The 23907-nt window shown below is 63.1% G+C and carries 18 protein-coding genes; 16 read left to right on the top strand and 2 right to left on the bottom strand.

Annotated elements, in window-relative coordinates:
- The first annotated feature begins 328 nt into the window (after window positions 1-328).
- Both F4X08_05795 and F4X08_05790 read left to right on the top strand, forming a co-directional pair.
- On the top strand, window positions 329-1540 hold the full coding sequence (locus F4X08_05795) for a hypothetical protein (GenBank protein MYD25305.1): 1212 nt from the start codon (window positions 329-331) through the stop codon (window positions 1538-1540).
- Window positions 1519-3015 (top strand): HupE/UreJ family protein, encoded by a 1497-nt coding sequence (locus tag F4X08_05790; protein MYD25304.1) that lies wholly within the window; start codon window positions 1519-1521, stop codon window positions 3013-3015. The genes F4X08_05795 and F4X08_05790 overlap by 22 nt, the downstream gene beginning before the upstream one ends.
- On the opposite strand, the gene F4X08_05785 is transcribed toward F4X08_05790, so the two are convergent.
- Entirely contained in the window at window positions 2978-3586 is a 609-nt protein-coding gene (locus F4X08_05785; GenBank protein ID MYD25303.1) for a hypothetical protein, read from the bottom strand. The genes F4X08_05790 and F4X08_05785 overlap by 38 nt on opposite strands.
- A gap of 282 nt (window positions 3587-3868) precedes the next feature.
- Here F4X08_05785 and F4X08_05780 point away from each other — a divergent pair, with 282 nt between their 5' ends.
- From F4X08_05780 to mutY, 9 genes are all read left to right on the top strand, one after another.
- Window positions 3869-4099 carry a twin-arginine translocase TatA/TatE family subunit gene (locus F4X08_05780; protein ID MYD25302.1) on the top strand — a complete coding sequence of 77 codons (231 nt, stop codon included), beginning with the start codon at window positions 3869-3871 and terminating at the stop codon, window positions 4097-4099.
- 102 nt (window positions 4100-4201) lie between these two features.
- Complete coding sequence (locus F4X08_05775; GenBank protein ID MYD25301.1) at window positions 4202-5530, top strand: glycerate kinase; 1329 nt, start codon at window positions 4202-4204, stop codon at window positions 5528-5530.
- Between the two features lie 23 nt (window positions 5531-5553).
- Window positions 5554-6360, top strand: a complete 807-nt coding sequence (locus F4X08_05770; protein MYD25300.1) for a phytanoyl-CoA dioxygenase family protein — start codon at window positions 5554-5556, stop codon at window positions 6358-6360.
- A 98-nt stretch (window positions 6361-6458) separates the two neighbouring features.
- Window positions 6459-9356 (top strand): anaerobic glycerol-3-phosphate dehydrogenase subunit C, encoded by a 2898-nt coding sequence (locus F4X08_05765; protein MYD25299.1) that lies wholly within the window; start codon window positions 6459-6461, stop codon window positions 9354-9356.
- A complete protein-coding gene (locus tag F4X08_05760; protein MYD25298.1) occupies window positions 9353-10003 on the top strand; it encodes a DUF1028 domain-containing protein in 651 nt (216 codons plus the stop codon). The genes F4X08_05765 and F4X08_05760 overlap by 4 nt, the downstream gene beginning before the upstream one ends.
- Window positions 10000-11205 (top strand): MFS transporter, encoded by a 1206-nt coding sequence (locus F4X08_05755; protein MYD25297.1) that lies wholly within the window; start codon window positions 10000-10002, stop codon window positions 11203-11205. Before F4X08_05760 ends, F4X08_05755 begins: the two co-directional genes overlap by 4 nt.
- Window positions 11206-11241: 36 nt before the next feature.
- Complete coding sequence (ytxJ, locus tag F4X08_05750; GenBank protein MYD25296.1) at window positions 11242-11616, top strand: bacillithiol system redox-active protein YtxJ; 375 nt, start codon at window positions 11242-11244, stop codon at window positions 11614-11616.
- A 3-nt stretch (window positions 11617-11619) separates the two neighbouring features.
- Window positions 11620-12870 (top strand): FAD-binding oxidoreductase, encoded by a 1251-nt coding sequence (locus tag F4X08_05745; protein ID MYD25295.1) that lies wholly within the window; start codon window positions 11620-11622, stop codon window positions 12868-12870.
- Between the two features lie 77 nt (window positions 12871-12947).
- Window positions 12948-14018: an A/G-specific adenine glycosylase gene (mutY, locus tag F4X08_05740; GenBank protein ID MYD25294.1), complete on the top strand. Its 1071-nt coding sequence runs from the start codon at window positions 12948-12950 to the stop codon at window positions 14016-14018.
- A gap of 76 nt (window positions 14019-14094) precedes the next feature.
- On the opposite strand, the gene recA is transcribed toward mutY, so the two are convergent.
- Entirely contained in the window at window positions 14095-15174 is a 1080-nt protein-coding gene (recA, locus tag F4X08_05735; GenBank protein ID MYD25293.1) for a recombinase RecA, read from the bottom strand.
- Window positions 15175-15476: 302 nt separating this feature from the next.
- Between recA and F4X08_05730 the strand changes: the two genes are divergently transcribed.
- Genes F4X08_05730 through F4X08_05710 form a run of 5 tightly spaced genes read left to right on the top strand, consistent with a single transcriptional unit; the run spans window position 15477 to window position 23887 of the window.
- Complete coding sequence (locus tag F4X08_05730; GenBank protein ID MYD25292.1) at window positions 15477-17711, top strand: tetratricopeptide repeat protein; 2235 nt, start codon at window positions 15477-15479, stop codon at window positions 17709-17711.
- A 34-nt stretch (window positions 17712-17745) separates the two neighbouring features.
- Window positions 17746-18612: a hypothetical protein gene (locus tag F4X08_05725; GenBank protein MYD25291.1), complete on the top strand. Its 867-nt coding sequence runs from the start codon at window positions 17746-17748 to the stop codon at window positions 18610-18612.
- Window positions 18609-19436, top strand: coding sequence for a phytanoyl-CoA dioxygenase family protein (locus tag F4X08_05720; protein MYD25290.1), 828 nt, complete (start codon window positions 18609-18611; stop codon window positions 19434-19436). Before F4X08_05725 ends, F4X08_05720 begins: the two co-directional genes overlap by 4 nt.
- Window positions 19437-19493: 57 nt before the next feature.
- A complete protein-coding gene (locus F4X08_05715; GenBank protein MYD25289.1) occupies window positions 19494-20885 on the top strand; it encodes an alanine:cation symporter family protein in 1392 nt (463 codons plus the stop codon).
- A gap of 44 nt (window positions 20886-20929) precedes the next feature.
- Complete coding sequence (locus tag F4X08_05710) at window positions 20930-23887, top strand: TonB-dependent receptor plug domain-containing protein (GenBank protein ID MYD25288.1); 2958 nt, start codon at window positions 20930-20932, stop codon at window positions 23885-23887.
- The last annotated feature ends 20 nt before the right edge of the window (window positions 23888-23907 follow it).

The raw sequence follows: 23907 nt of genomic DNA, 5'->3' as shown, positions 1-23907 counted from the left end.
ATAGAATCCCGCCGCGTGTTTGTCGATGTATATTTGTCGATGTACAAATGACCGGCCCCGCGATCGCAATCGGCGAATATTCGCTTGACCACCCTTGGGGCACGGGGTAACTTCGCCCTATACCGAAACCTATGCAGACCGTGAAAGGTACGCACTTTCCATCTTCGCCTGCAGGCAGACTGCCGCCATACCAGACCGCCCGTCGTATCGCGCCGGCCATGCGGCCGGACTTCAAGCGAATGACCGATGAAGGGCGTGTGCTGGCTTAACGCGGAGTGAGCGCAGGAGATACCCGGGAGGAATCATGATTCGAAGGTCCTTCATACCCATGGCCACGGCCGCCCTGACCGCGGCAGGCATAGCGTTCCTGGCGGTCGCGTGTGCGGACGTGGAAGTGGCCGAGCAGACCGCTGACGCCGACGCCGTGATGGCGCCGATGTTCGAGGTGGACCCCCTGTGGCCCAAGCCGCTGCCCAACCACTGGATCCTGGGTTCCGCCATCGGCGTGACCGTCGACGCCAACGACAACATCTGGATCATACACCGCGGAAACGGCAACCCGAGCACGGAACTTGGCGCCGCACAGGACCCGCCCGTGGCCGAATGCTGCATTCCCGCCCCGCCCGTACTCCAGTTCAGTCCCGAAGGAGACCTGTTGAACCATTGGGGCGGACCGGGAGAAGGATACGACTGGCCGGGTTCGAATCACGGGATCACCGTCGACCCGATGGGTAATCTCTGGATCGGCGGCAACGGAGGCGACGACGCCCACATCCTGGTTTTCGCCCAGGACGGCACCTTCCTGAAGCAGTTCGGCGAACCGGGCGCGCGAAGGGCCGATTCCTTCGACGAAGCGGATCCGGAGTGGTCCGGCAACAGCATGGATCCGGGGAGTTTCGGGCGAGTGGCCAAGATCTCCTTCGACGCCTCCGCGAACGAGGCCTACGTGGCCGACGGCTACCTGAACAAGCGCGTCGCGGTGCTGGACATCGAGACCGGGGCCCTGAAGCGGTACTGGGGCGCCTACGGCAACGAGCCGGATGACGCCAATATCGGGAGATACGACCCCGAAGCGCCGCCGGCGCAGCAGTTCCGCAATCCCGTCCACGCGGCCGATCCCTCGAACGACGGTCACGTATACGTCTGCGACCGGCCCAACAACCGTATCCAGGTATTCCGGACGGACGGTACCTTCGTGATGGAGAAAGTCCTCTCCGGCAACACGCTGGGCGCCGGATCGACCTGGGACGTCGCCTTTTCAAAGGATGCGGACCAGAAATACCTGTACGTGGCGGACGGCCAGAACATGAAGGTGTACGTGCTGTTGCGGGAAACCATGGAAGTGCTGACCACTTTCGGAGACGGCGGCCGCCAGCCGGGCCAGTTCTTCGGCACCCACAGCATCGCGACGGATTCGAAGGGCAATATCTACACCACGGAGACCTACGAAGGCAAGCGCGTACAGAAGTTCACCTACATGGGTGAGGGCCCGGTCGAGCAGCAGGACCAGGGCGTGATATGGCCCTCTGCCTCCCGGTAGGCACGACTGATCGGGTCTCTCCTCTCATGGGACGACGGGCGGCGACCGGCCAGGTTGCCGTCCGCGTCCTGCTGTTTCTGACCATAACCGGACTCACGGCAGCCGTGCCGTCGACCGGCGCATTCGGCCACGACATCCCCACCGACATCACGGTTCGCGCTTTCGTCAAGCCGGAAGGCCAGCGCCTCAGCATGCTCGTGCGGGTTCCCCTCGAGGCCATGCTCGACGTCACCTTTCCCCTGACCGGCCCCGGCTACCTCGACCTGTCCCGCACCGACGAGTCCCTGAGGGACGCCGCCATGCTGTGGCTCGGACAGGAGGTGTCGATCTACGAAAACGACACGCGCCTGGCCGTGCCCGAACTGGTGGCCGTCAGGGCCTCCCTTCCTTCCAATCCATCCTTTCACGCATACGATACCGCGCTGGCTTCCACCCGGGGGCCGCCGCTCCCGGTCGGCACACAGATCTTCTGGCAACAGGTCATGCTTGACGTGCTCTTCGAGTATCGGATCACATCGGATCGTTCGGAGTTTTCCATCCTCCCCGGACTCGAAAGACTGGGCATGCGGGTCTCGACCGTGCTGCGCTTCCTGCCGGCTTCAGGCGGCGAGCGTCTTTACCAGTATACCGGGAATCCGGGCCGTGTCGTACTCGATCCCCGCTGGCACCAGGCCGCGTTTCGTTTCGTGCAGCTCGGTTTCACCCACATCCTCGACGGCATGGATCATCTCCTGTTCCTGTTGTGCCTGATCATCCCCTTTCAGCGCCTTCGTGTACTCGTGATCCTCGTTACCGCCTTTACCGTCGCGCACTCGGTCACGCTGGTCGCCGCCACCCTGGGCCTGACGCCCGCCGCCCTCTGGTTCGTGCCCCTCGTGGAAACGGTGATCGCCGCCTCCATCGTCTACATGGCGCTGGAGAACATCGTGTCCCCCGGCCTGCGCCGGCGCTGGATGGCCGTATTCGGGTTCGGACTCGTGCACGGATTCGGTTTCGCCTACGCGCTGCGGGACATGCTGCCTTTCGGCGGAGATCACCTGGTAGTCTCGCTTCTGGCGTTCAACGTGGGAGTCGAACTAGGTCAGCTGCTCGTGGTCCTGGTCTGTGTCCCGGTACTTCGGATGCTCTTCAGGTTCCTTCCGGGTGAGCAGGCCGGGCACAGTGAGCAGGCCGGGCAAAGTGAGCAAGCCGGGCAAAGTGAGCAGACCGGGCAGATTGGACAGACCGGACGGACCGGGTGGACCGGGCAACCCAGGCGGATCGGTGCGGTCATCCTCTCGGTCCTCGCGGGCCATACGGCCTGGCACTGGCTGGTGGAACGGGGTGCCGTCCTGTGGGAATTCGATTTGCTGGCCACGACACCGGACGGCGCACTCTACGGGGTGGCGGGACTCCTGGTACTGATGCTAATCATCGCCGCCATCGCGGGATGGGCGTTCATTCGTCCGGGCCGTCCAGGCGGACTGCTTGAATGAAGGTCTCGGACAGTGCGAACACACAGGAGCTGCGCTCGCCGCCGAGACTGGGCTTCCATATATCGACCGGATAGGGTTCACCCGGTATCAGGTGACCGTTGAACATGATCCGGGCGGACCGGGCAAAGAACAGGCAGGAGAAGACGTCCCATCCTTCCCGGAGTCCCGGACCGGGCGCGTCGAGCAGTTCGGGAGGCTGCAGGCCGTCCCAGCGGGCGATGACCAGGTCGTCCGCCGTTTCGATCGTCCACGCGGGCGCGTCGACTACGTTACCGCACCGCGTGAAAGCGGCCGGCACCACCTCCAGTTCCATGTCGTACATGCCGCCCCGGCCGCTCATCCAGGTTCGAATGAACGCGGCCAGGTCCGGATTGTCGGTACAGATCCTGCGATACGAGGATCCATGCTCGATCAGCACATAGGCCACGGTCCCTTCGCCGGCCGAACTGTAGTGCGTATGCCAGAGGCTGACCATGGCGCTGTTCTCCCCGGTGTTCGTGGGGCGTATGTAGTTGATCCAGTGCTGCCCCGTCCAATACAGCCTGCCCGGGTTGACGATCGGCCTGTCCATCCGGTCCCTCCTATGCGCATTTCCACGGACCGCGTAACCGGTCCGCGATCCGAATCCATGTAAACTGATCCGGGCGGGACCGGCCGTCAAGGAATGACTGGGAGACGGGCCGGCAAGACCCTCGCGCGCGGCCCTTCGTCGAGGCCCTTCCGCATAAATCGCTTGCCCGGTTTCTGCCCGTCCTGTACATTTTCCGCATCAGGTCTTACTATCGGAAGGCCGTACAACACGGTCTGTTCGGGCAAGCGGTCATTCTTGCGCTCACTCCGGGAGTTTAGTGGCATGATCGGTGATATCGGCATGCAGGAACTGATGGTGATCTTCCTGATCGTCCTTCTCCTGTTCGGCGCGGACCGGATTCCGGCCCTGGCGAGGGGACTGGGCAAGGGCGTTCGGGAGTTCAAGCGGGTCGTGAACAATGCGAATACCGAAATCCAGCGCGCCATCGACATCGACGAGAAGGAACCGCCCCCGCGAAAGCCACCGCCGACAAAGGAATTGGACCGGTCATAGGACAACGGAACAGCGGGCTTGACGAATGGGCGTGCCGGCCGGTGGACGGTGCGCCCGTTTTGCATGATCCGGAGCCCGCAACGCTTTCCACGACTACAGGACATGTCCACTGCCGCCCTTCGCAAAGACGCAAGGTGCATATTCGACGCGGCCCTGCAAGCCGTAGATCCAGCGGCGGCCATCCGGCGCCATGTCGTACGTGAAGGAAACCAGCTGAATATCGGTGGCCGATGCTGCGACCTGGACCGATTCGAAAACGTCTACGTCGTCGGTACCGGCAAAGCGGGTTCGGTGATGGCCGGCGCCATGGAATCGCTACTCGGCGACCGGCTCACCGGGGGCGTGGTCAACGTCAAGTACGGCCATGCTACGCCGCTGCGGTGCGTGAAGGCGGTCGAAGCGGGCCATCCCATACCCGACGCGGCGGGCGTGGGCGGAACGGAGCAAATCGTCGAGCTACTGGCGTCCCTTGGCGAAGACGACCTGGTCTTCTGCCTGCTTTCGGGCGGGGGATCCGCGCTCCTGCCGTTGCCCGCGGAAGGGGTGACGCTGGAGGAGAAACAGGCGGTCACGGAACTACTGCTGCAATGCGGCGCGACGATCAACGAGACCAATACGGTTCGCAAGCATATCTCGCGGGTAAAAGGTGGACAATTGGCCAGGTTGGCCTCGCCCGCGCGGCTGGTGAGCCTGGTCCTTTCGGACGTCATCGGGGACCCGCTCGACATCATCGCGTCGGGGCCCACGGTGCCCGATGAAAGCACCTTTGCCGATTGCCGGGCGATTCTAGAAAAGTACGGTCTGCGCGATAGACTGCCCGACACGGTGATTCGCCACCTGGATGCGGGGTCGAAGGGAACCGTACCTGAAACACCGGACTCCGGTGATCCGGTCTTCGGTCGTACGCAGACGGTCATGGTCGCCAACAACCGGCAGGCACTCGATTCCGCCCGGATCGAGGCGGAGAGGAGAGGCTACAACCCGCTCGTGCTGTCCAGTTCGATCGACGGCGAGACGCGTGAGGTCGCCCGTATTTACGCCGCCATGGCCAGGGAGATAGAAGGGTATGGCGATCCGGTGAGGCGCCCGGCGTGCGTGATTTCCGGCGGTGAGACCACGGTCACGCTGAAGGGCGGGGGCAAGGGCGGACGGAATCAGGAATTCGTACTGGCCACCGTTTCGGGTATCGAGGGACTGAAACGAACCGTCGTGTTCAGCGCCGGAACGGACGGAACGGACGGTCCGACCGACGCCGCGGGCGCGGTGGCGGACGGGCATACGCTGGTCCGGGCCGCCGAAATGGGACTGGACGCCGACGCCTGCATGGACCGCAGCGACGCCTATCACTTTTTCGAACCGCTGGGCGACCTCGTCATGACGGGCCCTACCCATACCAATGTCATGGACCTGCGTCTGTTGCTCGTCGGTTGAGGACGCAAAATCCGGAATCCACCATGATGACCGAATCGCAGAGGTACCTGTTCGACCTGACCGGTTTTCTCCACCTGGAAGGCGCCCTTGGAGAAGCAGCGCTCGCCGAGGCGCTTGACGCCGCGGAGCGTTACATACAGACGCCCGCCGAAGACCTCCCATCCGACTTCGGAAGCAGGGACGGACGTATTTACGACAACGGATTCGCCTTCGACAAGGCACTGGAGCGGCTGGTCTTCCAGCCAAGCTACTGGCCCATCGTAAAGGAGTTCACGTCCGGCAAACCTCGTTTCGTCCGGGGGTCCATGCTCGTGAACCAGCCCGGCGGAGTCGTCGATCCCGGGTCGCTCCATTGCGCGCGCGAGGCCTACGGTTGGCAGAGCACGCGGTACGAATGCCGGGACGGACGTATTTACTGCGATGATTTCGTCGTATTCACCTATCTCACCGACGTGAACCCCGGCGACGGCGGACTCGTGGTCGTGCCCGGGTCCCACAAGTGCAATTTCGAACGCCCCGATTCGGTCTTCGACGGGGGCGACCTGGAAGACGACGCGCCGCCCGGCACGATCAACGTCACCCCCAGGGCGGGCGACGCAGTGGTCATCTCCGAGTTGCTCACGCACGGTACCCTCCGATGGAAGCCGACCGACCGGAAGCGTATCGTGCTCGTACTGCGGTACGCGCCCCAGTACAGCGGCGGCGGACCGTGGACGACGGACACGCTGAAGGCCCGGCTTTCGCCCGAGACCAACGAATTGATGGCCCTGGCCTCCTTCACGGAGATCAAGGAAGTCGCCCAGAGGGAAGTGGTCACGTTAACCGTATGATCCGTTCGCATCTTCGGCAGCGGGCCTGACCCGGCAACGCCCGGAGCGGACAACGGACCTGACCTGACAGCGCCCGGAGCGGCGCAAAGGCAAGGTACATGGACACAGCCTGGCAGGAACAGATCGGGAAAGAGATCGACTGCGCGTTCCGATTCGACGAAACGGCCAGGGTCCTGTACAGCACGGACGCCAGCATCTACGAAATCGAGCCGCTGGGCGTCGCGTATCCGGCGCACGCGGACCAGGTCTCCCGCATCCTCCGTTTCGCCTACGAAAGAGGCATCCCCGTCACGCCACGCGGCGGGGGCACCAGCCTGGGCGGCCAGGCGGTGGGCCGCAGCATCCAGGTCGACTTCTCCCGGCACATGAACCGGATCCTCGAGGTCAACGTCGAGGAGCAGTGGGCCAGGATCCAGCCCGGCGTGGTCCTCGACGAACTCAACGCTCACCTGAAACCGATGGGACTGCTCTTCGCCCCGGACGTCTCGCCGAGCAACCGGGCGAACGTCGGCGGCATGATCGGCAACAACTCCTGCGGTTCCCATTCCATCATCTACGGCAAGACGATCGACCACGTCCTGGAACTCGACGTGGTCCTGAGCGACGGTACGCGGACGGTCTTCAAGCCGGTCGGCGACCGCGAATACGGCGAGAAGGCCGCACTCGGCGGCCTGGAGGGCCGGATCTACCGCGAAATCCGCCGTATCGCCCACGAGAACCGAGACGAGATCGAGGCCCGGTACCCCCGGATCATGCGGCGCGTAGGCGGGTACAACCTGGACGAATTCACCGGAGAAGGTCCCTTCGACCCCTGCAGGATGATCGTCGGATCCGAGGGCACCCTGGCCGCCGTGACCGAGGCGCGCGTCAACCTGGTGCCGCTTCCGGCCCACAAGGCGCTCGGTATCTGTCACTTCTCGGACCTGATCGAATCCATGGAAGCGACGGTCGAGATCCTGAAGACCGATCCCTCGGCCGTGGAACTCACCGACAAGACCATACTGGATCTGGCCAAGGCCTCCCCCGCGGCCGCCCACCAGCGGGATTTCATCGAAGGCGACCCCGAAGCCATCCTCATGGTCGAATACTACGGGAAAACGGCCGAAGCGGTCGCAGGCCGCCTGGACGCCCTCGAATCCCTGCTCCGGGAGAAGCACATGGGCTACGCCTGCGTCCGGGCCACGACCCCTGCCGCCCAGTCGAACGCCTGGGCCATCCGGAAGGCGGGACTCGGGTTGCTGATGGGCATGAAGGGGGATACCAAGCCGGCGACTTTCGTGGAGGACACGGCGGTCTCGCCGGAGAAGCTTCCGGACTACATCCGCGACTTCCGCGATATCGTCCACAAGCACGGCACGGTGGCCTCCTACTACGCCCACGCCAGCGTGGGCACGATCCACATCCGGCCGCTCATCAATCTCAAGGAATCCGAGGGCATCGTGCGCATGCGGGCCATCGCCGAAGAGATCCGCGATCTGGTCCTTGCCTATGGCGGCGCGGTCAGTTCCGAACACGGCGACGGGCTCGTGCGGAGCGAGTGGAACGAGCAGGTTTTCGGTCCGCGGTTGTACGAGGCCTTCAAGGCGGTCAAGGCCGTGTTCGACCCGAATGGCATCATGAATCCGGGCAAGATCATCGCGAACCAGAAGATGACCGATAACCTTCGATTCGGTGCGGCATACCAGGCTGAGGAGATCAATACCTACTTCGATTTCTCGGGCGACGGCGGGTTCTCGCGCTCCATCGAGCTCTGCAACGGGGTCGGCGCTTGCCGCAAGAAGCTGGTGGGGACCATGTGCCCTTCCTATATCGCCACGCTCGACGAGGAGCACAGCACCCGGGGCCGCGCGAACGTGCTCAGAGCCGCCCTGTCAGGCAAGCTGGACGGGGAAGGATTCACGAGCCGGCGGGTCTACGAAGCCCTCGACCTCTGCCTGGAGTGCAAGGGCTGCAAGGGCGAGTGTCCCTCCAACGTCGACATGGCCAAGATGAAGTACGAGTTCCTCGCCCACTACTACGAGAAACACGGGCTGCCCCTGCGCAACCGCCTGTTCGGCCGCATCGAATCGCTCAACCGGCTCGGTTCCGCCTTCGCGCCGCTGAGCAACCGGATCGTGAACCATCCCTGGCACAAGCGGTTCCTGGAACGGACGATCGGCGTGGACAGGAGGCGGTCCCTTCCGGAGTTCGCCGAAGTTACGTTCGAACAGTGGTTCTACCAGCGCGGTCCCGGACGCGCCGATGACCGCGATCGGCCTACGGTCGTCTTCTTCCCGGACACCTTCGTCAACTACAGCGAGCCCCACATCGGCATGGCCGCCGTGGAAGTCCTGGAGAGCGCCGGCTACCGCGTGGTGCTGGCCGAACCCCGCGCCTGCTGCGGCAGGCCCCTGATCTCGAAGGGCATGCTGCGCCAGGCACGGGCAGCCGCCGAATACAACATCGCCCAGCTTGCCCGGTACGTGGACCTTGGATGGACCATTGTGGGCTGTGAACCCAGCTGCGTCATGACGTTCCGGGACGACTACCGCGACCTCGTGGACGACCCGAGGGCCGACCGGCTCGCAGAGAGCATGCTCATGATCGACGAGTTCCTGGCCCGGGAACATGGGGCCGGCCGCCTTTCGCTTCCGGTCCAGACCACCGGCCGGTCGATCAGTCTGCACGGGCACTGCCAGCAGAAGGCCATCGCCGGTACGGGTTCCACCGTGGCCGCCCTGGAACTGGTGCCCGGGTACGAGGTCACGACATTGAACACCGGGTGCTGCGGCATGGCCGGCAGCTTCGGCTATGAACGGGAGCACTACGACCTGTCCATGAAAATCGGGGAAGACCGGCTCTTCCCCGCTGTCCGCGCCGCCGATGAAGGGACGGAATTCGCCGCGACGGGGACCTCCTGCCGGCACCAGATCGCCGACGGCACGGGCAGGACGGCCTTCCATCCCATCGAACTGATCAGAAAGGCTCTAGACGACCGACGGAGCATCCAGCGTTGAACCGCGCCCCCTGTTTCTCCACCTTTTCCATCGTCGCCCTGGACCCCGATACGGGGGATCTCGGCGTGGCGACCCAGTCGAAGTACCTCGCCGTGGGATCCGTGGTCCCCTGGGCGCGGTTCAACGCCGGCGCCATCGCGACGCAGGCCTGGGCCAACGCGTCTTTCGGCCCCAGGGGGCTCGACCTGCTCGAACAGGACGTCGGCGCCATCGACACCCTCGAACGCCTGATCGAATCGGATGCCGGCCGGCAGTCCCGCCAGGTCGGCGTGGTGGATCTCGACGGCACGGCGGCGGCCTTCACGGGGGAGGAATGCCAGGAGTGGGCGGGGCACGTAACCGGTCCGGGCCACGTCTGCCTGGGCAATATCCTCGCGGGTGAAGAGGTGGTCGCCGCCATGGCGGAAACCTTCGAGGCACCCGGCGAGGAGGATTTCACGGCGAAACTGCTCGCCACGCTCACGGCCGGCCAGGAAGCCGGCGGCGACCGGCGGGGCATGCAGTCGGCCGCCCTGCTCGTGGCAAGGGAAGGCGGGGGTTGCGGCGGCACCTCCGACTTCCTCGTGGACCTTCGGGTCGACGACCATGCCGATCCCATCGAGGAACTGAAGCGCCTGTACATGCTCCATGGAAGGCTCAATCCATGAAGTCCGACATGCAGCGCGCCAAGCTCGTGCTGCTGACCGTGGTTCACTTCCTGGTGGACCTCTTTTCCTCCCTGCTGACGCCGATTCTTCCCGCGCTCGTTACGAGGCTGCAGCTCTCCCTTACGCAGGCCGGCCTGCTCGCCGGTCTGCCTGCCATGACCTCCTCCCTGGTCCAACCCCTGATGGGCATCCTGGGGGACCGGATGGAGAAACGCTATTTCATCATCCTCGGACCGGTGTTCTGCGCCGTCTTCATGTCCGCCGTGGGACTGGCGCCCTCTTTTCTCGTGCTGCTGCTGTTTATCATCCTGGGCGGGTTCGGCACCGCCAGTTTCCACCCGCAGAGCGTGTCCATGGCCGGAGACGTCAGCGGTTCGAGACGCGGTTACGGCGTGTCGCTTTTCATCGTCGGCGGGACCGCCGGGCTGGCGGCAAGCCCCTTTGTCGTACCCCGCATCGTGGAGCGTTTCGGTCTCGAAAGCCTGGTCTGGCTCGCGGTTCCCACGGTAATCGCCGTATTGGCCATGGCCCGGGTCATCCCCATCCGCAACGAAGACCGCAAGATAACCCGCCTGGCCGATGTGGGCGCTTCATTCCGGCCGAATCTGTGGCCCATGGTCAATCTTACGGTAGTGGGCATCATCCGGACCATCTCCGGGGTCGGTTTCGCCACCTTTTTCGTGTTGCTGCTCAAGGACCGGGGCCTTACCCTGCAGCAGGGGGGCGACCTGCTCTTCGTCTTCCAGGGCGGCGCGGTGATCGGCGGGTTCGTCGGCGGCTGGCTTTCGGACCGGTTGGGACGGAGCCGCGTTATCTGGTCCTCGATCCTGCTCTCCACCCCCTTCCTGTTCGCTTCGCTCTACGATACCGGACCGCTGCTTCCCGTCTGGCTGTTCCTGGCCGGATTCATGAACATGGCGTCCAATTCCGTTTCCGTCGCCATGGCCCAGGAGCTCGTCCCGGACAGTGCGGGAACGGCTTCCAGCTTTCCCATGGGCTTCAGCTGGGGCGCGGCGGGTGGCGCGCTGATCGTCTTCGGCGGTATCGCGGACCGCGTCGGCGTAGTGGCGACGCTTGAAGTACTGGCATTGATCCCGCTGGCCGCCGTGGCGCTAGCCCTGATGCTGCCGCGGGACCGCGAATTCCGAAGGGCGGCTACCCAGGTGCGCAAGGCGGCCGCGGCTGTAGAGGAAGTGTCCTGATCCATGCAGGACCCCATGGTTACAAGGAGGACCTACATGTCTGACCGTGTCGTACGCCTGACCGGACTCTCGGCGCTGGACGAGGTCATCGCCTCGTCGTCGGAACGTCCCGTTTTTGTCTACAAGCACAGTACGGTGTGCCCGGTGAGCGCACGGGCCGCCGATCAATACCACGATTTCGCGGATGATTTCGCGGACGTGGACGAGGACATGGACACGGACCCGTCCACGCCGCTGTTCACCCAGGTCATGGTCATCGAGAACCGGGATCTCTCCAATGAGATCGAATCCCGCCTGGGTATCAGGCACGAGTCGCCGCAGCTGCTGCTGCTCCGGGACGGGAAAGTGACCTGGCACGCTTCCCATTTTTCCATATCCGGAAAGAGCATCAAATCGGCGCTGGAGGACTGACCGATGTCGAGACACGCTGTCATCGTGGGCGCAGGGGTGACCGGCCTAAGCACGGCCTATCATCTCGCCCGCAAGTCGTATGGAAGCATCACGGTCGTCGAAAAGGGACACGTGGGGGACGGCGCCAGCAGCCGGGCCGCCGGGATCATTACGGGACTGCTTTGGTCGGAAACCGGCATCCTGGCCCGCAAGATCAGCCTGACCCGTTTCAGGGAACTGTCCGGGGAACTGGATGGCTACCGGTACCAGGATGTGGGGTGCCTGAACCTGTTCGACGCGGCGAGCTGGCCGGAAAGGGAACGGCTGTTGCCCCTGTACGACCGCCTCGGTGTGGAATACACCATCATGGACCGGACCGAGATGGCCGCGGCCTGGCCGGACCTGGCGCTGACCGGTGAGCCGGTCGGGCTATTCGATCCCCTGGGCGGCTACAGCGAGCCGGATCACTACCTCCCGGCCCTGGCGGACGGTTGCCGCGCCCTGGGCGTGGAGATCAGGGAAGGATGCATGGTCTCCGACTTCATCGTGGATGGGGAACGCATGGCGGGCGTCGTCGCCGATGGAAGGCGCATCGAAGCCGATGCCGTGGTGAGTACCGTTCACGTATGGACCCTGAAGGTACTGGAAACCATCGGGTTGCAGCTGCCCCTCAAGTCCTTCGTGCACCAGCGTTACGTCACGGCGCCACTGCCCGCCCCGGTCCGGATCCCGGCGGTCAACGCCAATCCCTACGGGGGATACCTCCGGCCGCATTACGGGCAGCGCTTGCTTGCGGGCATCGAGAACCCCGAGGCGCCGGACTTTCGCGTGCCCGGCCGCGAATTCCTGATGTCGACGATAACCCCGCCGCCCGGGCTTGACGAGGCCGCGCGGGAAAACCTGCTCCCGCTCGTTCCCGGGGCGGGCCGTGCGGGCCGGACGGGTCAGGCGGACCGCGCCAACCATGCCGGCCATACCGGCTGGGAAATCGAGAAGGCGGGCCTGCTGTCCTTCTCCGCGGACGGCGAACCGGTGCTCGGACCCGTGGAGCGCTTTCCGGGACTGTACGTGGGCGTCGCCTTTCATTCAGGTGGCTTCGCCTACAACCCGGCGGCCGGCGCATTGCTGGCAGGATGCGTCGCGGACGGGCGGCCCGAAATCGATATCGGGGATTTCTCGCCGAACCGGTTCGATCCACGAGAGACGGAAGACTACAACCGGACCCGGATCACCCACGGAGAATACAGCCTGCCGGGGCAATCCCGCCGGCACTGACAGTAAGGCGCCTGACCATGGACGCGAAATCGGAATTTCCCTTGGACGCCAGGCAGATCGACGCGTTCCGCCGCACCCTGCTCGACTGGTACGGTGAGAACCAGCGTGACTTGCCGTGGCGGAGGGCCCTTGACCCCTACGCGGTCTGGGTATCGGAAATCATGCTCCAGCAGACGCGGGTAGACCAGGCACGGCCCTACTACGACCGGTTCATGGAACGTTTCCCAACGGTAAAGCACCTCGGCACAGCCCCGCTCGAGGACGTCCTGAAGGCATGGGAAGGCATGGGGTACTACGCCAGGGCGAGAAACCTGCATCGCGCCGCCCGCCGGGTCGTCGACGAACACGGCGGGCAGATACCCGAAGATCCCGCGCGGATCTCGGACCTGCCGGGCATCGGACCCTACACGGCCGCCGCCATATTGAGCATTGCCTTCGGGAGAGATTGTCCGGTCGTCGACGGCAATGTCGTTCGCGTGCTAAGCCGCCTGTTCCACCTGACCGATAACCCGGCCTCCTCAGCGGCCAGAAAGCGTCTAGATGGTCTCGCCGTGCGACTCCTCGTCCGGGGCCGGGCGGGCGACTTCAACCAGGCCATGATGGAGCTGGGGGCCACGATTTGCACGCCGCGCAAGCCCCGCTGCGGTGCATGTCCGGTGAACCCGTTTTGCGAAGCCCGCAAAACGCTGCCGGACCCTTCGGTGCTGCCGCGCAAACGGCCGCGCAGGCAACGGCCTCACCATCATGTCGCCGCCGGCATCGTACGCCGGAACGACGAGGTGCTGATCGTCCGGCGGCCGACGGACGGACTGCTGGGTGGACTGTGGGAGTTCCCGGGTGGAATCGTCGGTAAGGGGGTCGTTGGGGAGAAGTTTCTGGCAGAGGAAATTAAAAACATGCTAGGGATCGGCATACGCGTCGATCGCGCCGTTGCCACCCTGAGACATGCCTTTACCCATTTCGAGATGACGTTGCAGGGCTACAGCTGTTCACACATAGCAGGGGTAGCCCGCCATCGCGACGGGAACGAATGCCGATGGGTTCGATTCGAAGACCTCGGCCGTTTCGCCTTCCCCAGGGCCTATCAGCGCCTGATCGAAGCCGCGGCAGCACTCCATGAAGGCCGGCGGCCTGCCGGTTCCACATAACGTATATCGCGTATCGCGCGCGCCGGACAGGTCCTACCCCATCCGGCGCAGCCTACTACCGGGCGCCACCGCCTTTTCAGCGCCGCTTTACCGAGGGTTCGGGACGGGCGGCCGGTTTCCCGGCGACTCCGTTGTTTTCGACGGATTCGTCCTGGCCCGGAGGTGCGAATATCGCACGGACTTTCTCTTCGATCTCCCCGGCGAGTTCCCGCTGTTCCCTGAGCAACTGCCGCACGTTCTCGCGGCCCTGCCCGAGCCTTTCGTCATTGTAGGAAAACCAGGTCCCGCTCTTTTCTATGATGCCGTTATTGACCCCGAGTTCGATCAGGTCGCTCTCTTTGGAGATCCCTTCCCCGTAGATGATATCAAACTGCGCCTCGCGAAAGGGCGCAGCCAGCTTGTTCTTCTTTACGGTACCCCGTACCTGGATGCCCGCCGAGGCGTCGTCCCCCTTGATGTTCCCGATTCTACGCACCTCGATCCGGACCGAGGAATAGAACTTCAGGGCCAGCCCACCGGTCGTCGTTTCCGGATTGCCGTACATTACCCCGATTTTCTGGCGGATCTGGTTGATGAAGATCAGGCAGGTCCTGGACCGGTTGATCACCGAGGTCAGCTTCCGCAGCGCCTGCGACATCAGGCGGGCCTGCAGACCGACATGGGAATCACCCATCTCTCCTTCTATTTCGGCCCTCGGGACCAGCGCGGCGACCGAGTCGATGACAATCACATCCACACCGCCGCTGCGGACCAGGATCTCGGCCACGTCGAGGGCCTGCTCGCCCGTATCCGGCTGATGGATGAGCAGTTTGTCCATGTCCACGCCGAGGGCCCGCGCATAGCGGATGTCCAGCGCGTGTTCCGCGTCGATGAAGGCGGCCATCCCGCCCAGTTTCTGCGCCTCGGCCACGATATGCTTGGCCAGCGTGGTCTTGCCGGAGGACTCGTTTCCGTAGATCTCCACCACGCGTCCACGGGGCACACCGCCGATGCCCAACGCCAGATCGAGGGTCAGGGACCCCGTTGGTATGGACTCGACAGACAGTTGGGGGTTCTCGTCTCCCATCCTGATGATGGAACCCTTGCCGAACTGCCGTTCTATCTGCGAGATGGCGCCGCTCAGCGCCTTCTCCCTTCCCGGATCGTTATCGTTCATGTCCGCGATCTCCCCTCGTTGATGCAAGTGAATGTCTTTTTGGCATACCTGTCCAATATGCCAAACATTTGTGTAGTGTCAAGCGAATTTCGTTTGACTAAATGAAATGGTCGTAATCCGGGCGAGGAATCTTGGGGAAAAAGTATTCCCGAACGACCCGAAAGTAAAGTAATTTCGCGCCGGTCCGGCCTGGCGCCGTGCGCATGGAAAAAAACGGGAGAGAATGGGCTTCGAAAGCCGTATATTGTGGTTATATACCCCTTTCGCCGACGCTGGACCAGTCGACTTAAGCGGAGCGTGATATGAGTGCCTTCAGGACGATTATCTGCCTCGGAGCGGCCGCCGTCTGCCTCCATTGGGCATCATCGGGCTGTGCGGGCGCAGGTGCGCCGAGTACCATTTCCGACGACGCCGACAGCGCGAGCGTGAAAGCATCCGGTCTCGCATTGATGAACGAAGGCGACTACGAAGGCGCCATCGCCTACTACCGCCGGGCGCTGGCCCTGGACCTGACGGACTCCGAGGCCTTCGGAAACCTGAGCGTGGCCTACTACTACCTGGGCAGATACGACGAGGCGTTGCGGGAAGCGCTGCAGGCCGTCGTTCTTACGCCCGATGAAATCAACTGGCGGCTCAACCTGGGCGCGATCTATACCCGCAAGGGGAACCACGAAGGAGCGGCGAGAGCCTATGGCGAGGCCGTCGATATCGCCCGCGGCCTGCCGGAGGAAAACCGCTATCAACTCCGTAACGCCCTGATGGGCCTGGGCCGGTCCAGCGAACTGTCCGGTTCGTACGACCAGGCGCTGGACGCGTACGAGGAAGCACTGGTCTTCGCACCCGATGACGTGGCCATGCTGACCGGGGTCGGCAACATTTACTTCCGCCAGGGACGGCTGGATGAGGCCGAGGCGTCGTATCACCGGACGTTGGCACAGGATTCCACGCACGCCGTGGCCAGGTACAATATGGCGCTGGTCTACTCCAGGACGGGGAGATACGACGAGGCGTTCAGGCTGCTGGCGGACAACCCCGTGTTGGACAGGCGGCTCGAGAGCGCACTGGAAGGCAGTACCGTAAGCGCCGTGGACCGGTCGAAGACCCAGATCATCACGGCCTACCGCGCCAGGTTCGGGAGGATGGGCGGCCCCCCGTCTCCCGGCACCCGGCAGGGACGCCGGCCGCCGCCCTATGTCCATGTAAGGGGGTTGACCTATTACGAACAAGGCGCGTACGCGGAGGCGAAGCAGGCTTTCGAGCAGGCCCTGGCCGAGGACCCCGGGCTTGCGGAGGCGCATCTGTACATCGGAAACATCTACGCACTTCAGGATCGCCACGCGGAGGCGGTCGAAGCCTATGAAACGGCGATCGCCGTCGACACGGAGTTCTTCGAAGCCTACAACAACCTGGGCACCATGTATGCCAACATGGACCGGACCGAAGACGCCATGGACGCTTACGGGAAAGCGCTCGCGTTGAACGACCGTTTCTACGACGCCCGTACCAACCTCGGACTGATGTACGCGGAGGCGGGCAGGCTGGACGAAGCGGTCGAGGAATTCAGGAAGGTCATCCGCGCCGAAGTAGGCATCGCCGAGGTCCACAACAACCTCGGCATCGTCTATCTCAGGCAGGGAAAGGATGAAGAGGCCAGCGAACAGTTCAACAGGGCTATCGCGCTTCGAGAGGATTTCCCGGAAGCCTACAACAACCTCGCACTCTCCTACAGCCGGGACGCCGTCGTGGATGACGTGATCGAAACCTGGCGCGGACTCGCGGCCCGATGGGCGGGCCATGATCCCTCGGCCCGCGTGGGCTTCGACTGGATGCCGCTCCGGCGGGTGGCCGCCCGTTCTTCCGGCGTGGGTGGTGAAGCGCGGTCGGCTTACCGTGACGGAGTCGAAGCCGCCTACGGGCACGATCTTGAGGCCGCGCTCTCACACTTCCGGGCATCCGTTGCGGCGCGGCCGGAATGGAACGCCGCGCGGTTGGCCGTGGCCGCCGTGTTGCTGGCCCAGGGGAAGTGGGAGGACGCGGCGACATCAGTCGAGAAAGCAATCGACCCGGAAACCGCGGATCCGCTGCCCAACGCCATCCTGGCCATCGCGAGGGTTTCCGGCGGCGACTTCGAGTCGGCGCTCGAAGCATGGGAGGGTGCGGTACGCCTGGCCGGTGAACCGGACAGTACCGCTCCGTTGGACGCGCTGACGGCGATGCGTACGAAGACCGAGGCCGCGGGCCGGGTGCTGCGCGCCCTGGACCAGGCCGTGGCGCTGCGACCGCGGTTTACGACCGCGCATTTTAATATTGGCCTTGTCAATGACATGCTTCGTCGATACCATCAGGCCATCCGGAGCTACCGGGAAGTCGTCCGCCTCGCCCCGCAACTTGCCGCCGGGCATTTCCGCCTGGGTATCGCTTACTTCCGGATCGGCGATTTCGAGCAGGCCCGGGATGCGCTGCGTGAGTATATTCGCCTCTCCGAGGACCCCATGCTGCTCCCCCAGGTGGAGACTTTTCTGAACAGATCGGGATAGCCGGCGCCGCTGCATCCCAGGAAGAGCATGCTGCATGCAAAGGACCGATAAAACACTTGAACAGGTCGTCGAGGAAAGGCCGTTTCCCGAATATGCCGTCTGGTGGCCGGTAGGCAGCGCGTTCACCGCGTTCATTTCGGATGCCATCGTCAGCGAGTGGAAGGCGCTGGACCCCGACAGCGGCGCGCTGGACCCCAACAGCGGCGCGCTGAACGAAGTACGGGAAACCACCGAAAGTTACATCCGGACGGTCTACGACAGGCCGGCCAGGCAGGGGTTGGTGGAAGCCTTCGTTCACCCGGACGATGGAACGGCGCTGCAGTCGGGCGAATTCGACGCCCTTTCCTATGCGTTCTACAGGTCGGCCTTCCGGCATATCGAAAGGCATCCGGATCGCTTCGATGAGGGACTGGATCGGGAACGCCGGCTGTTTACCATCCGGGTGGGCAAGTTGTTCTTCGACCGCCTGAATCGTCACCTCGCGCTGGACCTGCCCGACGGCCTGAACACGCCGGACCAACTCGAACAGTTGTCCTCCGCCATCGACCGCGTCGGCCGTTTCCTGCACGACCAGGGATATCTCCGCAGTCACTTCGCCTTCCGATTCGACGTGGACGTCGAGCAGGCAGATACGCGAATCATCCAGCTTGCCGATGACGTCGTCTCCCGTCTGCGGAAGGGTCGACTGGCCTACGCCATGTACGAGATGGGCTATCCCGTCATACTGCCCTCCGCGGTCTACCTCTACCACACGATCGGGGAAGCGCAGCATCATTCCTCCCGAACTATCGAGAACCTGTTCGGCGAAGTGGGATACGACGCCAGGGAGACGGACGACTTCGATCCCATTGGATATCCATCGGAAATGGTGGTGGAACTCTGGGAGATCCGCAGCCTGTGAAACCCGCAAGTCCCGACACGCTGGTTGATGTCGACCGGTACCCGCTGGAGGACCTCGACAGCCGCGACGGCCAGGCATTCCTCGCATCCTGCCGATCCGGGCTCAAGGAGCAATCCATCTGCGTACTCGAAGGGTTTTTGAATCCGCGCACCGTGGCCGGCATGGTGCGGGAGACCAGCGCCTTGACCCCGCTCGGTTTCTACTACGACCGGCCGCGCACGAGCTACGAGGGAAACGACAACGTCGACCGGAGCTGGCCTCCCGGCCATCCCCGGACCGTCGAGCATGTCAACCGCTACCGCCAGGTCCTCAACTACCAGATCCCAAACGACAGTCTCGTGCGCAGCGTATTCCATTGGCCGGCCCTGACCGAATTCGTGCGAAGGGTGCTCGGGTTCGACATGCTGTACACAAGCGCCTGTCCCCATCTCGCCCTGACACTGCAGATCGCGCACGAGGGCGACAGCAACGGGTGGCACTTCGATTCCAATAACGGCAATATCACGCTGTTGATCCAGGCGCCTGATTCCGGCGGGGTATTCGAATACGTTCCGGGTCTCAGAGAAGACCGCGACGAGCATTACGACGACGTGCGCGCCGTCTTCGAATCCCCTGGAAAACGCGTACGCCGCACGAACATCCGGCCGGGTACGCTGGTGCTGTTCAACGGCAAATACGCCCTGCACCGGGTGTCTCCGGTCGGTCCGACGAAACGGCCCCGGATCATCGCGATCTTCAGCTACGACAAGCGTCCGGACCAACTGTTCTCCCGAGACTATATCGAGATGGTACGCAGTTTCAGGCAGGACGCGCCCACGGGTTGAGCCCGCGTCCAGCCAGTGTAACGCTCGTACGTTCGCGCAAGCCCGGAGTGCCTGGCCATGGGCTTCATAGAACCATACGTAGTCGCCTTTTCCGACCTGGCCTGGTCCTACGTATTCTACCTGGTCATCGGCGGCGGAGCCCTCCTGCTGCTCTACAGCCGCTTCACGCCGTTCCGGTATGTGAAGCACGCCATCGACCTGGTACGCGGCAGATACGATGATCCCGACGACCCCGGAGACGTCTCCCATTTCAAGGCGCTGGTCAGCGCCCTCTCCGCCACGATCGGCATGGGGAACATATCCGGCGTGGCCATCGCCATCACCATGGGAGGCCCCGGGGCGATCTTCTGGATGTGGGTCAGCGCGTTCGTCGGCATGGCGACCAAGTTCTTCACCTGCTCGCTGGCCGTCATGTATCGGGGACGGGATACCGAGGGGCGCATACAGGGCGGACCGATGTACGTGATTTCAGAAGGACTGGGGGGCGCCTGGAAACCCCTAGCCGTCTTCTTCGCGGTGGCCGGGGTCATCGGCTGCTTTCCCTTCCTGCAGCCCAATCAGTTGATCCAGATCGTCCGGGACGTCGTATTCGCGCCGTACATGTCTTTCGAAGGCGGCCACTTCAGTTTCGATCTGATCGCCGGTATCATCCTGTCCGGCCTCGTGGCCTCGGTGGTATTCGGCGGGATTACCCGCATTGCGGAAGTTGCCTCCCGCGTCGTGCCGTCCATGGTGGTCCTGTATATGGTTTCGACCCTGTGGATCATCCTGTACAACCTGGGCGATGTGCCCCGGTACCTGTCCCTTATCCTGACGGACGCCTTCACCGGAACGGCGGTGGCGAGCGGCGTGGTCGGCACGACCATCATCACCGGAGTCCGCCGCGCGGCCCTTTCGAACGAGGCCGGCATCGGTACGGAAGCATTGGCCCATGGCGCTGCAAAGACCGGCGTGCCGGTCCGCGAGGGCCTGGTCGCCATGATGGGACCGGTCATCGATACGATGATCGTCTGCACCTGTACCGCGCTCGTGATCCTCATGACCGGCGTTTGGCAGACCACGTCGGACGCCGGGGTGACGCTCACCGCGGGTGCCTTCGAAGCGGCCATGCCCGGTTACGGGGCGTATGTCCTTACCGTGTGCGTCTTCTTCTTCGCCGTTACCACGCTGTTGACCTACTCCTACTACGGCGCCAAGTGCCTGAGTTATCTGATCGGCGCCAGGTATGCGAAACTGTATAACGTGGCCTACGTGATTCTTGTCGTGGTCGCCTCCGTCTCCTCGATCGACGTGGTGATCAGTTTCGCCGACAGCCTGTTCGCCCTCCTGGCGATTCCGACCATGACTTCCACCCTGCGACTCGCGCCCCGGGTAATGAACGCGTTCCGGAAATACAGCGCTTCCGCGTCACCCGAAGGAACGCGGACCGGCCGGCCGTCTCCGACATAACGAGGTGATGTCGGAGAAGCGTTAGGTTTGTTAAATTCCGTCTGATGGTCCATTTACTAAAAAAACCAAACATTTTGTATTTACAACTCCACCTAATTACGACATATTGTAGTTACTACCTGTTTCCCACGCCAATTCACCCACACAAAAAAGAGGAGGAATTCTATCGATTCCACCATCTAATCGTAAGGAGAATCGCCATGAAACACCGCAAGTACCTTTCCTGGTTGGCCATTGGGCTGTTCGCCCTGGTTTCGACCGATGCCATGGCCCAGCAAGACCAGGAATTGGAAGGCGTCGATTTCGTCGCTGAAGAGGTGACCGTAACCGGTTCCCGCATCAGGGGCGAAGCCGCAGAATCCACCGCACCCGTTGTCATCCTCGCCAAGACCGAGATCCAGGAAAAGGGGCTCGCGTCCATCGGCGACGTGCTACAGACCCTCACCGTTCAATCCAACGCCATCAACACCCAGGCCAATAACGGCGGCGACGGCTCCACCCGGATCAGCCTCCGCGGACTGGGTGCCGGGCGAACACTCGTTCTCGTTAACGGCCGCCGTTTCGTGCCGGGCGGAACCGGGGCGAACTCGTCTGTCGACCTGAACTCCATTCCGGCTTCCGTCATTGAACGCATCGAGGTGCTCAAGGACGGCGCCTCGGCCGTGTATGGTTCCGATGCGGTCGGCGGTGTGGTAAACGTGATTACGCGGTCCGACCTGGAAGGGGTGGAGTTCGAGTACTACCAGGGGGTCGCGGGCGCGGGCGACGGTGACGTGATCGACGCCAGCCTGACCGCCGGTCTGCGAAGCGGCCGGGGTAGCATCCTGTTTTCCGCGGGGTACCACAACCGCAAGCCGGTCTGGACCGGCGATCGTGATTTCAGTAAAGCGGACAAGGCCTACGACTGGGAGGCGAACGACGGAACCTTCGCGACAAATGGCAGTTCGGCGACACCACAGGGAACCATTATCGACCGTTTAAAGCAGGAGGGCAACACGGCTTGGCAAGGTATAATCGAAAGAGCCGGTGATGGCGGTCCTGTTTTTTACAACGCACCATCCGGTGGCTGGCGACCCATGAACCTGGGCGGCAACTCGGACGATGGCTCCGGCGACCTGTACAACTACCAGCCAGCGAACTACCTGTATACGCCGCAGACCCGGTATTCCGCGTTCCTCAGCGGGAATTACCTGTTCAACGACATCCTGAGCGGCTTCTTCGAGGTATCCTACACCAACCGGCAATCGGACCAGAAGCTGGCCCCGACCCCGCTTTTCATCATCAGCGAAGGGATCAGTGTATCAGCGGAAAACCAGTACAACGATTTTGGCCGCGACTTCATCGACGTGCGCCGGCGATTCGTCGAGGCGAGCAACCGCAACTTCCTTCAGGACCTCGACACCTACCGTATTGTCCTGGGAATGGAGCACGAGTTCCGGGGTTTTACCGGTGACCTGGCCTTTTCCTATGGCCGCACGAGCGGAACCAACGTAAACGAGGGCCGGTTCATTCGAAGCAATATCGAAATGGCCCTGGGACCCGATGCGGATTGTGTGGGAGGTTGCGTACCCTTGGATATCATGCACGGTCCCGGTACGATCACGGAAGACATGCTGAAGTTCATCCAGTACACCGGTATCGCTAGAGGCTATACAACGCAGCGGATCCTGCAGTACAACCTGACCGGGGACCTGTACGACTTGCCGGCTGGGCCCGTTGGCGTAGCCGTAGGCGCTTCGTCCCGGTGGGAAGCGGGCGGCTCCATTCCCGATCCCATTACCGCCACGGGCAACACCACGGGCAACAAGGAAGAAGCGACCGAGGGTGAATACTCGGTGCGCGCGATATACGCCGAAACCAGTATTCCAGTTTACGAGAACGATATGGGCGGTCTGAACGTAACGGCCGCGGGCCGGCTGTTCGACTACGACACCTTCGGGTCGGACTTCACGTACGAGGCGGGCGCTCGTCTCGAACTGCCGCGAGGTCTGGCCTTCCGGTCGACCTACTCTAAGGCCTTTCGCGCGCCAAGCGTCGCCGAAATGTTCCTGGGCCAGAGCGACAGCTTCCCGTTGGTCAGCGATCCTTGTAGCGTCGTGGACGAAGCCGGGAATCCGCGCAACCTGACTTCTCAGCAGATGCGCAACTGCGCTTCCGCGGGCGTCCCGAGGGATTTCGAAGATTCCAGGGCGCAGCTCAGAGCCAGAGTCGGCGGTTCCACCGATCTCGATCCCGAGCGAGCCAACACGGTGACGGCCGGCTTGGTGTACCAGCCCGAATTCATCGATAACCTCGATATCGCGGTGAGTTACTACGCCACCAAGATCGAGGATGAAATCGGCGCGCTCGGCGCGGGTCTGATCCTGAGCAACTGCTACTCCCAGGACAACCCGACGGACTGCGAGAAGGTACAGCGTGACGCGAATAACCTGATCACCAATATCTTCTCGACCGCCACAAACATCGGCGAGACGGAAACCAACGGGCTGGACATCGAACTGAATTACATCGACGACACGCCCCTCGGCCTGCTCTCGGCGCGTCTGGAGTCCAATTACCTCTTTGCCTACGACGTGATGCTGCCCGTAGCGGGTGGCTTCGAACTGGTTCAGGGCAGGGGTTATTACGACCTGGGCGTGTTTCCGAACTGGCAGCACAACGCCAATGTCGGCCTGAAGTGGAACCGGGCATCGGCGGGTGTCTCATGGCAGTACACCGGCGGTTTCCAGGAGTGCGAGGACGATGACTGCAAGGGCCTGTACCGCGACGACGTGGGTACGAACCCTGCGGTCCGGGACGTGGATGCGCACCACCTCTTCGGTATCCAGGGGTCCTACAGACTGTTTACCGGTGCCGGAGGCTCCGTGATCACAGTCGGTGTCAACAACGTATTTGACACACCGCCCGCGGTGATCTACAATGGATTCCTGGGCACGTCGGACGCGTCGTCGTACGACTTCCTGGGCAGGTACCTGTACATCAGGTTGTCCCACTTCCTGTAGATTGACGTACTGTAAACAGA

The sequence above is a fragment of the Gemmatimonadota bacterium genome, from assembly GCA_009841265.1.
Classification (GTDB): domain Bacteria; phylum JAAXHH01; class JAAXHH01; order JAAXHH01; family JAAXHH01; genus JAAXHH01.
The sequence above is the reverse complement of the archived record's forward strand: the minus strand, read 5'-3'. Positions and strand labels throughout refer to the sequence as shown.

Excerpts from the sequence above, each read along its gene's own strand:
- ytxJ (MYD25296.1), top strand. The coding sequence starts at position 11,242 with ATGTCTGACCGTGTCGTACGCCTGACCGGACTCTCGGCGCTGGACGAG.
- F4X08_05785 (MYD25303.1), bottom strand. The coding sequence starts at position 3,586 with ATGGACAGGCCGATCGTCAACCCGGGCAGGCTGTATTGGACGGGGCAG.
- F4X08_05775 (MYD25301.1), top strand. The coding sequence starts at position 4,202 with ATGTCCACTGCCGCCCTTCGCAAAGACGCAAGGTGCATATTCGACGCG.
- F4X08_05755 (MYD25297.1), top strand. The coding sequence starts at position 10,000 with ATGAAGTCCGACATGCAGCGCGCCAAGCTCGTGCTGCTGACCGTGGTT.
- F4X08_05730 (MYD25292.1), top strand. The coding sequence starts at position 15,477 with ATGAGTGCCTTCAGGACGATTATCTGCCTCGGAGCGGCCGCCGTCTGC.
- F4X08_05710 (MYD25288.1), top strand. The coding sequence starts at position 20,930 with ATGGTCCATTTACTAAAAAAACCAAACATTTTGTATTTACAACTCCAC.
- F4X08_05745 (MYD25295.1), top strand. The coding sequence starts at position 11,620 with ATGTCGAGACACGCTGTCATCGTGGGCGCAGGGGTGACCGGCCTAAGC.
- F4X08_05780 (MYD25302.1), top strand. The coding sequence starts at position 3,869 with ATGATCGGTGATATCGGCATGCAGGAACTGATGGTGATCTTCCTGATC.
- recA (MYD25293.1), bottom strand. The coding sequence starts at position 15,174 with ATGAACGATAACGATCCGGGAAGGGAGAAGGCGCTGAGCGGCGCCATC.
- F4X08_05715 (MYD25289.1), top strand. The coding sequence starts at position 19,494 with ATGGGCTTCATAGAACCATACGTAGTCGCCTTTTCCGACCTGGCCTGG.
- F4X08_05790 (MYD25304.1), top strand. The coding sequence starts at position 1,519 with ATGGCCCTCTGCCTCCCGGTAGGCACGACTGATCGGGTCTCTCCTCTC.
- F4X08_05725 (MYD25291.1), top strand. The coding sequence starts at position 17,746 with ATGCAAAGGACCGATAAAACACTTGAACAGGTCGTCGAGGAAAGGCCG.
- F4X08_05770 (MYD25300.1), top strand. The coding sequence starts at position 5,554 with ATGATGACCGAATCGCAGAGGTACCTGTTCGACCTGACCGGTTTTCTC.
- F4X08_05765 (MYD25299.1), top strand. The coding sequence starts at position 6,459 with ATGGACACAGCCTGGCAGGAACAGATCGGGAAAGAGATCGACTGCGCG.
- F4X08_05795 (MYD25305.1), top strand. The coding sequence starts at position 329 with ATGGCCACGGCCGCCCTGACCGCGGCAGGCATAGCGTTCCTGGCGGTC.